Origin of the sequence: Mesorhizobium sp. ESP-6-4 (assembly GCF_020164735.1) — a bacterium.
Lineage (GTDB): Bacteria > Pseudomonadota > Alphaproteobacteria > Rhizobiales > Rhizobiaceae > Mesorhizobium.
Genome location: NZ_JAIUGS010000001.1, coordinates 77,184 through 90,481, shown reverse-complemented (window position 1 = coordinate 90,481; position 13,298 = coordinate 77,184). Strand labels below are relative to the sequence as shown.

13 protein-coding genes are annotated in these 13,298 nt (G+C 59.3%); 7 read left to right on the top strand and 6 right to left on the bottom strand.

Translation table 11 applies throughout. From position 1 onward, the window contains the following. Nucleotides 1–25 precede the first annotated feature (25 nt). The 5 genes from LB523_RS00430 (at nucleotide 26) to LB523_RS00410 (ending at nucleotide 5,755) form a co-directional block, all read left to right on the top strand. Nucleotides 26–1,006, top strand: coding sequence for an ABC transporter substrate-binding protein (locus LB523_RS00430; protein ID WP_095768517.1), 981 nt, complete (start codon nucleotides 26–28; stop codon nucleotides 1,004–1,006). A 59-nt stretch (nucleotides 1,007–1,065) separates the two neighbouring features. After that, on the top strand, nucleotides 1,066–2,619 hold the full coding sequence (locus LB523_RS00425) for a sugar ABC transporter ATP-binding protein (protein ID WP_224600515.1): 1,554 nt from the start codon (nucleotides 1,066–1,068) through the stop codon (nucleotides 2,617–2,619). Continuing rightward, nucleotides 2,616–3,620, top strand: a complete 1,005-nt coding sequence (locus tag LB523_RS00420; protein ID WP_140839330.1) for an ABC transporter permease — start codon at nucleotides 2,616–2,618, stop codon at nucleotides 3,618–3,620. The genes LB523_RS00425 and LB523_RS00420 overlap by 4 nt, the downstream gene beginning before the upstream one ends. 4 nt (nucleotides 3,621–3,624) lie before the next feature. Further along, nucleotides 3,625–4,593, top strand: coding sequence for an ABC transporter permease (locus LB523_RS00415; protein WP_224600514.1), 969 nt, complete (start codon nucleotides 3,625–3,627; stop codon nucleotides 4,591–4,593). Between the two features lie 199 nt (nucleotides 4,594–4,792). Beyond that, complete coding sequence (locus tag LB523_RS00410) at nucleotides 4,793–5,755, top strand: manganese catalase family protein (RefSeq protein ID WP_095768513.1); 963 nt, start codon at nucleotides 4,793–4,795, stop codon at nucleotides 5,753–5,755. A gap of 224 nt (nucleotides 5,756–5,979) precedes the next feature. On the opposite strand, the gene LB523_RS00405 is transcribed toward LB523_RS00410, so the two are convergent. The 3 genes from LB523_RS00405 to LB523_RS00395 all read right to left on the bottom strand — a co-directional run bounded on the left by LB523_RS00405 (nucleotide 5,980) and on the right by LB523_RS00395 (nucleotide 9,624). Continuing rightward, on the bottom strand, nucleotides 5,980–6,324 hold the full coding sequence (locus LB523_RS00405) for a hypothetical protein (RefSeq protein WP_224600513.1): 345 nt from the start codon (nucleotides 6,322–6,324) through the stop codon (nucleotides 5,980–5,982). Nucleotides 6,325–6,449: 125 nt separating this feature from the next. Next, complete coding sequence (locus LB523_RS00400; RefSeq protein WP_224543039.1) at nucleotides 6,450–6,947, bottom strand: response regulator; 498 nt, start codon at nucleotides 6,945–6,947, stop codon at nucleotides 6,450–6,452. Next, on the bottom strand, nucleotides 6,922–9,624 hold the full coding sequence (locus tag LB523_RS00395) for a PAS domain S-box protein (RefSeq protein ID WP_224600512.1): 2,703 nt from the start codon (nucleotides 9,622–9,624) through the stop codon (nucleotides 6,922–6,924). Before LB523_RS00395 ends, LB523_RS00400 begins: the two co-directional genes overlap by 26 nt. A gap of 674 nt (nucleotides 9,625–10,298) precedes the next feature. On the opposite strand from LB523_RS00395, the gene LB523_RS00390 reads away from it, so the two are divergent. Together LB523_RS00390 and LB523_RS00385 are read left to right on the top strand one after the other, a co-directional pair. Continuing rightward, nucleotides 10,299–10,520, top strand: coding sequence for a hypothetical protein (locus tag LB523_RS00390; protein WP_095768511.1), 222 nt, complete (start codon nucleotides 10,299–10,301; stop codon nucleotides 10,518–10,520). Nucleotides 10,521–10,806: 286 nt separating this feature from the next. Next, complete coding sequence (locus LB523_RS00385; protein WP_318011932.1) at nucleotides 10,807–11,028, top strand: hypothetical protein; 222 nt, start codon at nucleotides 10,807–10,809, stop codon at nucleotides 11,026–11,028. Nucleotides 11,029–11,119: 91 nt separating this feature from the next. Here the strand turns inward: LB523_RS00385 and LB523_RS00380 are convergent, their stop codons facing one another. The 3 genes from LB523_RS00380 to xth all read right to left on the bottom strand — a co-directional run bounded on the left by LB523_RS00380 (nucleotide 11,120) and on the right by xth (nucleotide 13,269). Beyond that, nucleotides 11,120–11,407 carry a hypothetical protein gene (locus LB523_RS00380; RefSeq protein WP_224600511.1) on the bottom strand — a complete coding sequence of 96 codons (288 nt, stop codon included), beginning with the start codon at nucleotides 11,405–11,407 and terminating at the stop codon, nucleotides 11,120–11,122. 576 nt (nucleotides 11,408–11,983) lie between these two features. Continuing rightward, complete coding sequence (locus LB523_RS00375) at nucleotides 11,984–12,337, bottom strand: DUF768 domain-containing protein (RefSeq protein ID WP_095768509.1); 354 nt, start codon at nucleotides 12,335–12,337, stop codon at nucleotides 11,984–11,986. Between the two features lie 161 nt (nucleotides 12,338–12,498). Continuing rightward, nucleotides 12,499–13,269: an exodeoxyribonuclease III gene (xth, locus tag LB523_RS00370; RefSeq protein WP_224600510.1), complete on the bottom strand. Its 771-nt coding sequence runs from the start codon at nucleotides 13,267–13,269 to the stop codon at nucleotides 12,499–12,501. Nucleotides 13,270–13,298: the final 29 nt, after the last annotated feature.

Below are 13,298 nucleotides of genomic sequence, written 5' to 3'. Positions count from 1 at the left end.
AAACGCGACAACCAAGGAGGAAAGCATGATCATTACCCGTCGGAAATTGTTGGTAGGCTCCGCCGTCGGCGTGGCCGCTCTTACCCTCGCTCCACGCGCCTTCGCCGCGCTCCCGCCACTTGCCAAGAAAGACAAGTATAAAGTTGGCTTCGCCCAGACCGAGAGCAACAATCCATGGCGGCTAGCGGAAACCAAAAGCATGCAGGATGAGGCTGCAAAGCTCGGCCATCAGCTCGTTTATACTGATGCCGCCGGATCCTCGGCCAAGCAGGCCTCCGACGTAAACTCCATGATCGCGCAGGGCGTCGACGCGATTTTCCTGCCTCCCCGCGAGGACAAGCCGTTGGTGCCGGTCATCCTGGCCGCGCGTGATGCCGGCATCCCGGTCTTTCTCATTGACCGCGACGTGGATCACACCATGGCCAAGCCTGGACAGGATTACGTCACCTTCATTGGTTCCGACTTCATCAATGAGGGTAATCGCATCGCCGAATGGGTGGTGAAGAACGCCAATGGAAAATCGAAGATCATCGAGCTGGAAGGCACCACCGGTTCCTCGCCAGCCAACGACCGCAAGAAGGGGTTTGACGACATCATCGCCAAGCATTCGGAATTCAAGATCGTCGCCTCACAGTCGGGCGACTTCGCTCGCGACAAGGGCCGCCAGGTGGCCGAGACGTTGCTGCAGGCCCATCCTGAAGCCGATATCATCTATGCCCATAATGACGAGATGGCGCTCGGCGCGATCGCAGCTCTCGAGGCCGCCGGCAAGACGCCCGGAAAAGATGTGCTGATCGTCTCGATAGACGGCGAAAAGGACGGCGTGCAAGCAATCGTCGACGGCAAGATCGGCGCCATCTGCGGCTGCAGCCCGCTTTTCGGACCGAAGGCTTTCGCCACGATGGCCGACTATGCCGCCGGAAAGCAAATCCCGCCTTTCATCAAGAACGACGACGACTTCTACGATGGCACGAACGCAAAGGACAAGATCAGTACGGCGTTCTGAGTTGTCTGGATAAAGGAGCCTCCCCGCCTCGGCGGGGAGGCTTTTTCGGAGCTTTGCCGATGACGCGGCCGCCGGACGGACCTTCCACGCTGCTTCTCGACATGCGCGACATCCAAAAGCGTTTCGCAGGCATACCGGCGCTGGCGGATGCGTCGCTTTCCGTGCGCTCAGGCGAGGTCCATGCCCTGATAGGCCAGAACGGCGCGGGCAAATCAACGCTGATCAAGGTCTTGACCGGATACTACCGCAAGGATGCCGGGCAAGTGCTGTTCGAAGGCGAGCCCTTTGAGGTCCACTCGCCCCACCAGGCACAAGTCAACGGCATCAGCACGATCTATCAGGAGATCAATCTGGTCCCGCTACGGTCAGTGACGGAGAACATTTGCCTGGGTCGGGAACAGCGCCGTTACGGCCTGCTCGACTGGAATGCCATGCACGCGGAAGCCGAGCGCCTGCTGAGCCGCTTCGCAATTGGCATCGATGTTCGCCGTCCGCTTGGCGAGTTCAACACTGCAACACAGCAGATGGTCGCGATCGCGCGGGCTATAGGGTTCTCCGCTCGCCTTGTCATTATGGACGAACCGACCTCGTCGCTCGACGAACGCGAAGTGGGAGTGCTGTTCAGCGTCATTCATCAGTTGAAGGCTGAAGGGGTGTCCGTCATTTTTGTAAGCCACAAGCTCGACGAGTTGTATGAGGTCTGCGACCAGGTCACGATCATGCGCGACGGCCGCACCGTGCGCAGCGCCGCAATGGAAGAAATCGGCAAGCTGGAACTTGTCGCAGCTATGCTTGGCCGCGATGTCGCGGCTGTCGAGGGTCACGCCACAGCCTTCGGCGAGCGCGACCGCTCTAGAATCGGGGATGTGATGTTTTCGGCCCGAGGGCTTGGGGCCGGGCAGGCTGTCCGCAATGTGAACTTCGATCTCCGGCGCGGCGAGATCGCGGGGTTTGCGGGCCTCCTCGGCGCGGGTCGCACCGAAACTGCAAGGCTCGTGTTCGGTGCCGATCGCCCAAGCGCCGGCCAGATGACGATGGAGGGTGCCGCGTACCACCCCGACCGTCCCGCCGACGCGATCGCCGCCGGCATGGGTTTCTGCACCGAGGACCGCAAGGGAGAAGGTATCGTGCCGGAGATGACGGTGGCAGAAAACCTCACTCTTGCCTTGCTTCCGAAAATCAGCCGCAACGGCGTGCTGGACGACTCGCGTCAGCGCGAAATCGTCGAGCGGTTCATCCGCGAGCTCGGCATTAAATGCTCCGGACCCAATCAGAAGGTGCGGGAGCTTTCGGGTGGGAACCAGCAGAAAGTGCTGCTTGCCCGCTGGCTGGCGATGAATCCGAAGCTGCTCATACTCGACGAGCCGACAAGGGGAATCGATGTGGGTGCCAAGGGCGAGATCCAGCGTCTGATCCGGAGACTTGCAGATCAGGGCCTCGGCGTGCTCATGATCTCGTCAGAGCTGGAGGAAGTGATCGAAGGTGCGGATCGCATATTCGTTTTGCGCGATGGTGTCAGCGTGACCGAGTTGGAAGCTGAAGCCGCTAACGAAGAAAAAGTGCTGACCGCGATGGCGCACGGGACAAGCGCTTCCTCGGGGGCCACGACATGACCGAGCTGCCGAGGTCATATGCGGAGCGGGATGCCGTCGCGCGGAGCTTCGACCTCTTCGGCTTTCTGTCACGCTACGGTACCTTGATCGCACTTGTCTTGCTGGTTGCGTTCAACCTCGCCTTCACACGCAATTTCGCGACAATGCAGACGCTGAACGTCAACCTCACCCAGGTCTGCACGATCGTCATCGTAGCCGTCGGGATGACGCTCGTCATTGCCACGGGCGGCATCGATCTCTCCGTCGGATCGCTGATGGCTATTTCGGGTGCGCTGGCTCCGATGATCTTCATGGGCAAGATCCTTCCGATCGGAAGCATCTACCTGGGCGTGGCGGCCGCGATGATCGTCTCAGTATTGGTAGCCGGGCTGTTGGGACTCTTCAATGGCTGGTTGGTCGCCCGCTTCCGAATCCAGCCCATTGTTGCGACACTGGTTCTGTTCATCGCAGGCCGCGGCATCGCTCAGGTGATGACGAACGGGAACCTGCAGACCTTCCGCGTACCGGAATTTCAATGGATCGGCCTTGCCCGACCCTTGGACATCCCGGCCCAAGTCATCATCATGGCTGTCATTGTCGCGGCAGCTGCATGGGCGTTGAAAAAAACGCTGTTCGGGCGATGCATATTGGCGGTCGGCGGCAATGAAAAGGCTTCCGAACTCGCTGGTATTGCAGTCTCCAAGATCAAGCTTGCTGTCTATGGCATAAGCGGCCTTTGCGCCGGGCTGGCCGGGCTAATCGTGATTGCAATCAACTCCTCCAGCGACGCCAACCTGGTTGGCCTTGGTATGGAGCTCGATGCCATCGCGGCAGTTGCCGTGGGCGGCACTCTGCTCAGCGGCGGCAAGGCCACCATTATCGGTAGCCTGCTGGGCGCGCTTACCATTCAACTAGTGCGCTACACCCTTCTGGCGAATGGGGTGCCTGACGCCGCTGCCCTGGTGGTCAAGGCAGGGATCATCGCGCTCGCTGTGTGGCTGCAACAGCAGCATCGCGGGTAGCCCTATGAATCGTGCCCGCCTCGTCCGCATCATTGGCACCTATGGCGTATTGATCGCCCTGGCTGCGCTCATTCTATTCGGTTTCCTGCGTTATGATCGGTTCCTCAGCTTCTACAACGTGATGACTCTCCTACGTTACAATTCCATGTTCGCACTGGTGGCGCTTGGTATGTGCTTCGTCATCATGACAGGGGGAATCGATCTTTCCGTGGGCTCCGTCGCTGCCTTGGGTAGCGTGGCTTCGGCATTGGCAAGCCCTTATGGAATCGTTCCTGGTCTCGCGGCGGGTATAGGCGCTGGGCTGGCCGCCGGGTTCATCAATGCGACCCTTGTCACACGCGCCAATCTGATGCCGTTCATAGCCACTCTCGCCACGATGCAGGCCGCCAGTGGCTCGGCCCTCCTGCTTGCGGGCAACCAGACCGTTTCGGTCTCCTATGAATCGGGCTTCACTGCCATCGGCCAAGGCAATTTCTGGACGTTTCCGATCCCGGCGGCGATCGCCGTCGTGGCATATCTCATTGGTTCCCTTGTCTTGAATTACACCGGCACCGGACGGGCGGTGCTGGCAATCGGCGGCGGCGAGGATGCTTCGCGTCTCATGGGCCTGCGGACCGATCGTGTGAAGTTTTTGGTCTATGTCGCGAGCGGGGGACTCGCAGGGCTCGCCGGCGTTATCCTGGCATCGCAGTTTGGGGCGGGACAGCCCATTGAAGGAGTGGGGTGGGAATTGTTCGCCATCGCAGCCGTTGTGGTCGGCGGGACGCTGCTCACCGGCGGCTCGGGTTCGGTTTTGACCACGCTCGCCGGCGTGCTCCTGCTCGGCATCCTTTTCAATGTTCTGAATTTCGAGAACGGGATGGGATGGATCTCGCTTTCGGCCTACTGGCAATCAGTGATCCGAGGACTGTTCCTCCTGGTGGTAGTTCTCCTTCAGGCCCGACTGACACGTCGGCGCCTCAACGCGCTCTGATCGTCTCGGTCCTCCCACTCAAGTATTGCAAAAGGTTAGCTTGCAGGAATTCTCGTGCAAAGTCGGATCCGGGTGAGCACGCGACGTCAACGCGGCTCCGCGGATTCAGAAAACGCACGTTTTAAGTCATTCTGTCTTAAACGCAGGAACATTCCAGGTGTTGGGAGGTTACGGAACGCCAACCCTTGGAGGAAGCCTCATGTTCATGCACAATAAACGACTGCAATACACCGTTCGTGTTTCCGAGCCGAATCCGAGGCTGGCGTGCATGATCATGGAGCAGTTCGGCGGCGCCGATGGGGAGCTTGCCGCCGCAATGCGCTATTTCACCCAAGGGCTAGGCGAAGACGATGTCGGCCGAAAGGACATGTTGCTCGACATAGCGACCGAGGAGCTCAGCCATCTCGAGGTCGTCGGCTCGATCGTCACCATGCTCAACAAAGGCCTGAAGGCGCAGCTGGCCGAAGGGCAGATGAAAGAAGCCGAACTGTACTTGATGGTCGGCGCAAGCGGCACGACAGCCAAAGAGTCCATCTTATTTGGCGGCGCACCTGCGTTGTGCGACTCGGCCGGAGTCCCGTGGACTGCCGCCTATGTCGATTCCCGCGGCGAGCCTACCGTCGATCTGCGATCTAACATTGCCGCCGAGGCGCGTGCCAAGATCGTCTATGAGCGACTGATCAACATCACCGAAGATCCCGGCGTCAAAGACGCCCTCGGATTCCTCATGACGCGCGAAATCGCGCATCAAAAATCTTTCGAGAAAGCACTCTACGCGATCGAGAACAACTTTCCGACGGGCAAGCTCCCCGGCATTGAGAAATATGCGAGTATGTACGTCAACACGTCGCAGGGTGAAGGGGACACGAATGGGCCATGGAATTCGGGAGACGAATGGGACCGCGTGGACGATCTTGAGGAAGTCATGCCAGCGGACGATGGCGATGGGACAGCAACAGTCAAGCTGGCGGCCAAAGACATGAAAGTGGTTACAAAAATGGGAGAGCGGACGCTTTCGGATCCCTCCTCCGATCCGACCACAGGCGCGGATATAGGCGCCGGGCCGGGGGCCGGACGAACCAAGAATGGCGACATGGGCGGCGCGGCCAATATCAACGAGGCGCCTGTGCGCGCCGAAGCCGCCGCTCGCAAGAAAAAATAAGATTCGGGCTGATTGAACCTGCCGACCTGACGAGGCTCGGTTTCGTCTACCCGTCACCGTCCTGACGGGTAGACGAGCCTGCAAGAGCGGAGAGGCGGAATCGTCTCCCGCACCTGTCTGCACTTTTCGCTTGATGTTTCGAGCACCTTGGGTGCGAGACGTTAGTCAGCGTTGGTCGCCAGACGTTGTCGTTGCGTTTCGGTTGCGCAGGGTTCGCGAACCCTTCAGAACAGCTCGATTGCGGACCGTGTGATCATCAGCCAACAGATTGCGGCCACGCGTGCAAAGGCCCCGATCATGCGCCCGGCGAATTCGGCGCGCGATGGCTCGATCTCCCCAGCAGCGGCTCGTACATCAACCTGTTGTTGGTGTCGAGAATCATCCGGAGCGGAGGCAATCCCGCAGCGTTCGTCGGCCCTTCCATATCCTGCTCCCACCAGATCGAGCGCATGGGCGCTGTCACGCATGTCGAGGAAGGCAGGGTCACGATATATCCGGACGGCCTTGCAGATCTTCCGAAGATGGGGCGCGACAGCCCCCAAAACGTTAAAAGCCGTGATCATGTACAAGCAAGGCCGCGACCGAGATGAACCTGCCTCAAGGCGAAGAGAGCAGAGCACCTTGGCACCCAAAATCAAGCACTGATGTGGCGCGCTCGGCGGATCCAACTGCTTAATTGGCCCTCCCCGCGCGTTCAGCTCTCCTTCTTGAGCTCCTGAAAGGCATCTCGAATGGCTGCGACTAGCGTCGCTATAGAATAGGGTTTCTGCACCCAGCCCAGCGGTCTGGCCGCCTCGGCTCGAAGCCTCAAATCGCGATCACCGTGCGCCGTCGTAAAGATACATCGTATGCCAAGCTCGCGGTACAATTCCACGGCCGCGTCGATGCCGTCCCGCTTGCCAAGCAAGCGGATATCCATCAGGGCAATCACCGGCTTGGTCGAGAGCGCCATACTTATCGCCTCATCGGCGCTGGTCGCGACGCCCGCTAGCGAGAAGCCTTCGGCCAGCAGTCCGGCCTCTATATCCAGCGCGATCAGGTAGTCGTCTTCGACGACCAAGATCGACTGGTTCAGAGTGGTTTCAGCGTGTCCTCCGCTCACATCATCTCGGGAGAAGACGACCTGCGGCCCGAACGATCGATTAATATCCCCCGCACGGCTCAACTCAGGTATCGCTGCTTTCGGTCGCAAGGCCAATCTCCTGGGGCATCAGACAAAAGGTCACGGTGCATCTGGACGGGTGCCGGCTAACTTCAAAAGTCCCGCCGATCTGTCGCACTAGGCCTTCGACAAGTCGCAGGCCTGACGACGACGAGCGCACCGAACTCAGTTCGAAGCCCGGGCCCTCATCCTCGACCACAAGGCTAATGGCTCGGCCGTTCTGTCTGATGGAAACACGGATGGTTCCAGGCCCATTTCCCGGCAAGCCGTACTTCACGGCATTGATCAAAAGCTCGTTGATAGTGAGCGCCAGCGGCATCGCAATGTCGTTTGGCAGTTGGATCGGATCTGCCTCGCAGAACAACTGAACAGCCGGGGGGAACATCTGTCTTGCGGTCTCGCAAACAGCTCCCAAGAAAGGTCCGGCACCGAAGTTGATGGCGTCGGGCGTGTCATAGAGGACTCGCTGAGCGGCAGCCATGGCGGCCACCCGCTTGCTGGCCTCATCCAGAACGGTCCGGGCCTCTGAACTCTTGCTGGTCCTCGCCGCAACCGAAAGCAGGGACTTCAGCATCATCATGTTGTTCTTCACGCGATGATTGAGCTCGTCGAGCAAGATCCGTTGCTGGGTTTCGGCCTGCTTACGCTCGCTCACATCGACCAGCATATTTATGGCGCCGGTGATGTTTCCAGCGGCATCGCGCATCGGGGTCGGATAGGGAATGAATGGAACCCGGGTTCCATCCGGCCGCTCGGCCACCGCTTCATATCCTCGGACGGGCCGCCCTTCGCGCAACGAGATGGCCATGGGACATTGATCGTGGGGAAGCGGCGTTCCGTCCGGCCAGTAGAGCTTCCATGTCACGCACCATTCGTCGGTGCCAATCACGGGCGTTCGGCCGGCGAGTTGCATCGCCGCTTCATTGAAATAGGTGATCTTGCCGTCGCGATCGGTGGTGTAGATCGCGGCAGGAATGGCAGCGAGCAGGTCTTGAAGGTGGCGCTCGCTGTCTTGTATCTTCGCTTCCGCTACCTTTTTGTCCGTTATGTCTCGGGCTATTTTGGAAGCTCCGACGATACGGCCTGACGCATCCCGCACCGGCGATATTGTGAGAGAGATATCCACCAGCGTTCCGTCTTTGCGGCGGCGAACCGTCTCGAAATGATCCACGAGTTCGCCGTTGCGGATGCGACCTAATATCAGCGGTTCCTCACCCAGCCGATCCTCGGGAATGATGGTGGTGATGGGCTTGCCTACCATCTCCGCGGCCGTATAGCCGAAGAGGCGCTCGGCGCCGCGATTCCAGGTCGAGACGATGCCTCTGAGATCTTTGCTCACGATGGCGTCATGGGACGACTCCACGATTGCTGCCAGTCGCTGGGCCGCATTCTGCGCCTTGACACGCTCAATGCCGAACCCGAGCTGACGCGCGATTGTCCGGGCGACTTCAATCTCTTCTGCCGAGCATTCGTGCGGCTCGTCGAAATAGGCCATGAACTTGCCCAGCAGACGCCCGCCTTCGATTATCGGAATGAAACAGACCGCGCCGATGCCTTCTGTTCGGATTGCGTCTCTTAAGTTGCTGGGGAGCTCGGCCTGTTCCACATCCCGCAAACAAATTGGCTGCGGATCGTGGTCTGCTGCGGACCAGGGCGAATGGCCTTCCACGGCACTTCGATACGCGTCCGACAAGCCCCGCCAGGCGACAAACTTCATGATCCCGCCTTCCAAAAGCAGAATAGAAGCGCGCTGACATCTTAGCCCGCGCTGGATCGCATCGAGCGCAGCCTCGTAGACGTCTTCGCGGGTATAGGCGTGCTGCAGCATTTCCGTCAATTGATGCAGCGCAGCCTGCTCCTCGGCCCTTTGGGCGAGTGTCGCCTCGATCTCTTTGCGCTCGGTGATATCGTGCTGCACCCGTACCGCGTAACGAAAGCGTCCGCTGTCGTCGTGGACGCTGGAAGAGGTCACGACAGCCCAGAAAAGCGACCCGTCCTTGCGGACGAACCGCTTCTCGATCGTGTAGCTTTTGATCTCCCCGGCGACCTGTCGGCGATATTTCGTGCGATCCGCCTCGACGTCGGAAGGAAAGGTCTGATCGAAAATCGATCGGCCGACAAGCTCCTCCTGCGTATAGCCCAAAAGACGGCACAAATGTCCGTTCACCCGCAGCAGCCGGCCTTCGGCGTCAGCTTCCACGATTCCCACACCAGCGCTGTGATAGGTCAGGGCAAGCCTCTGCTCCTGTTCGCGCAACAACTCTTCCGCTTCGACCTTGTTAGTTACGTCGAGGGTGACGCAGCGCGTGTTGAGGAACCGACCACCAGCCGAACGAACATTTGATGTTATCTCCACCCAACGGATGGAGCCGTCTTTGGCGCGCAACCTCGCGCGATAGTGTTGAAGCTGCTCATGCCGAGAAAGGCGGTTCAAAATGTCGTCGATTGCGGCGGCATCGGCGTGAAATTCCCGGATATTGCGGCCGACGTATTCCTCCGCGGAATAGCCGAGCAAGTCCAGTTCGGCTCGATTGGCGCGCAAAATGGTGCCGTCATTGGCCACCAGGTGGAGAGCCACGGCTGCATTCTCGAAGAAATCTTCCATCTCGTTGCCGAGGAGCAGGACCGCACGGGGCCCTTCGACCTGCTCGCCATGGGCCAGGGATTTCGCGCCAGAAATGCTGGAGGGCAAGACTCGTCGTTCCATGAAAGGTTGAATTCCCCTGAACGCAGCTTAACACCCGGTTTCGCAAGAGGTTCCAACGCGCTGGGCAATTCACCTGGCCAGTAGCCGCAAGGGTTGATGCTGGAAGGCGTTCGCCGGTGCTGGGCCCACAAATCCGGCAACTCGATGACGCCGCTATTTTCTAGTCGTTTGCCGCTCGCTTGCACGACACCGCGACCTGACCAGACCCCATTTGGAAAGCAGCCAGTCAAAGATCCGGTTCCCGGCCTGGCTTCTGCCGAGAGGCTGCCCGCTCCAAGGACGCAACCGATGCTGCGGAGCGTTAATAATTCTGGACGCTAATACAAGTCGCTACATATTTAACGGTCGTGCAGTTGTCGGAGACTTAATAGGCACACGACTGCTGCCAAGGGATGACGCGCTGATTTCGGGATGGAGGGAAGATCACGCCGGCTCGGCGCCTAATGTAGCTGATTTCGTCATTCACAAGATTCTGGACACGTTCGAATACTCCGAGCGCGGCGCGGTGATCACGATGGTCGATCCAGGGCTGAACTACAGTCGCGCGAATTCATCATTAATTCATAATATCAGAAGATTCTCACGAGCTTGCATGCTGATGCTCCTCACTGTGGGCAGGCTGCGAATTCGGGCGGCGGCGAAACAGATACGAGCGGGGGGAGGAGGACTGACCAATGTCGAATAGAGAAATCGGAACATCCCGGTCGCTCGGGATGCGTGTCGCCGATCTGAGAACCAGGATGCGGGACGCCAGGATCACCGAGCATGAGATCAAGACCTTCCAGAAGGTCGCGGCCATCATGGGGCGCGGCGAAGGCTCCTTACGCATCGACGCGGACGATTTGATCGCCGCGTCCTTTCTTGCCGAGACGATGGGCGAACCGACGCTGAACTGACAGTTTCAGGTATCCCGGGTTCAGAAGCGGAGAGCCCGCGCCATGGTAAGCCTCCATTACGGGGTTGCTGTCGGCGCGGGCTTCGCCATCGTCCACGCCTTTGCCAGATTGATCAGAACGGGCGCATGCCGCGGATTTTCGATAAGCCGCGACTTGTCCGCAAGGCTCACGGTCATGGCTCTCGGCCCTTTTGCCGAACCGACCGTCAGCGCGCTGGAACATGTGCAGGGCCCGCAAGCGGCCGAAGCGAACATCCACGTCATGAGCAAGCCGCGGCTGGACGCTGGTGGCCACACCCTTCCCGTTCTACGTGCATGCGCGCCAGCATGACTACTACCGCTGGACGCCAGCTGGGCTCAAGCAGCTAATGGTCGACGGCGGCGTCGCCGAGGAGGATGCGCAGGCGTTCGGCTGGGGTAGCAAGGCGTGCGCCAAGGCTATGTCGGTGGGCCGGTGCGGGCTCACGCCCTATGGCGAGATCTCAGCAACGATGCGGAATACTCGCTGACGGTGTAAAGCCTGGTCGAGGGGCAAATATCAGCATAATTTTTAGAGTAGCCGAGTTGGGCCGCGAACCAGCTCCAACGATTGCGCTAACTCTATGTTGCCCTCACGATCCTTGGCTTGGTCGGGCGGCGGGATTGAGTTCGTCCTTCGAGAGCCAAGGCCAGCCGCTTCTCGTCTTCGATGGCGCGATCAACTGCCTCAATTTCTTCTTGGAGCGCTTTCAGCTGAGCACCATAGCTGGAGCCTTCGCTATCCCCGATCTGAAAGCCACTTGCCCGCATTGCGTCGCGCGTATGGTGCACATTACGGACGCCTTCGCGTCGAGTCGCGACCAGGATTTCCCTGAACTCTCCAAGACGTTCAACGTGAGTGCGGGTCATTGCGTTCTCCTATCGTCGGCATAGTAAGCCGGCGGCGATTCACAACTGCCGAAACTCATAGCGCAGACGCTATAAAATCTATCGGAAAGACTCTAGACAAATCATGATCATGAAAGGTCAAATTTGAACTTCTAGCAACAGGGCACAGGCGCGGCTGGTGAAAGTTAGCTTGTCGTCTATCTACGGCGTGCTGGTCTTTTTCATAGACCGCTTGTGCTGGCCCATCCAGCTGCCGATTCTACGCTTTGATTGTCCGCTTCCAGCGAAAGCGACGCGGTCAAGAAGTTCGATATGAGGCGCTTACCACTCGGAAAAATGGAGCCCCGTTTGGACTTCCGTTGGGCCGTCTGACCGGGGCCTCACGATCCGGCGAACCCGCCTGCCTGAACCAAGCCGGGGCTAGCCTGCCTTTTCAAGTTCGTCCGAATCAGGTCGAGGTCAACAGACACTGTTGGAAAAGGTAGAGGATTTCGCACCCTGTTCCCCGATCGTCCGTCCAGACGATTTGGTGCTTCGCGCAGGGGTCACCGCACCGAAGAGATATTTATTCCTGCTCTAGCCTGCCTTCAAGCTCCTTCAGAAAATGCGCTTCGTTAAGGAGCGAGTCCCAGTCCGTGCCGATGCGCTAAGCAGTTCGCCAGCTTGGTCATCTGAGATGCCGGCCTCCCTGGCCAGCCGTGCCGCTAACTGATCCAACACGGCTTTCTCAGCCTCGGGCAAGCTGCCTTCCCGATGATGCATCGCCTCGAAGATCACCCCGAACACACTATCAACCTCCTCGTGGATTTCGCTGGCCGGAATGCCTTCTCGCTCTGCCGCTTTCATCATCTCATCGGCGAGATCACTGACGGCCATGGGATCATCTGTCATGGCGTTCGGCAGGTGCTCTGCCATCCATTTATCGAGGAAGTTGATGCCTCTGGTGCTCATTCCGGCATAAGCGGCAGGCGAACATTAGGTTCCGCTTGTGAAGGTGCGCTGAGCCCGCCACCCGCGAGGGGCGTCTGGAACGCGGTTGACATGAAGGCCTATCCGAGAAAGACCGGACGAAGCGCAAGCACCTTGTCTTTTGAGCGGTCAAGCAAACTGTCTTAACCGAGGTCGATCCAGGCGGGTGCGTGATCGCTCGGCTTTTCCCATCCACGGGTCTCGACGTCGACACCTGCGGCCAGAATGCTCTCCGCAAGGGACGGGCTTACAAGCAGATGATCCATTCGCAGGCCGGAGCTTCGATCGTAGCCGCCGCGATACGAAAAATTCCAATAGGTGTAGATGCCCTTGCCCGGGTGGATCCGACGCATCGCATCCACCCAACCCAGGCCCAGCATGCGGGCATAGGCTTTCCTGCTTTCCGGGAAGAAGACGGCGTCACCCAACCAGCGGCGAGGTACTACGGCATCGATCTCAGTCGGGACGACGTTGAAGTCACCACAAAGCACCGTGCGCTCGCCCAAGAGCGATTTGCTGTAGTCGACAAGACGCTCGAACCAGCGCAGCTTATAATCGAATTTCGGGCCCGGCGCCGGATTGCCGTTCGGGAGGTAGATGCAACCGACGACCAGGCCGTCGATTTCAGCCTCCAGATATCGGCTGTGCGTGTCGTCGGGATCGCCAGGCAAGCCCCGGCGACGTTCGACCGGATCCCTCCCTCGCGCCAGCACCGCCACTCCGTTGTAGGATTTCTGGCCGTGCCAGATCGCGCCGAAACCGGCGTCCCGAATTGCTTCGATGGGAAATTTCTCGTCGGATGTTTTCAGTTCCTGAAGACAGACCACGTCATAGTCGGTCTCGCCAAGCCACTTCAGGAGCACCGGCAGCCGGCCGTTGACACCGTTGACGTTGAAGGTCGCGATCCGCGTCACAATGTTTTCCTTACGTGGAGTGCGCTGCT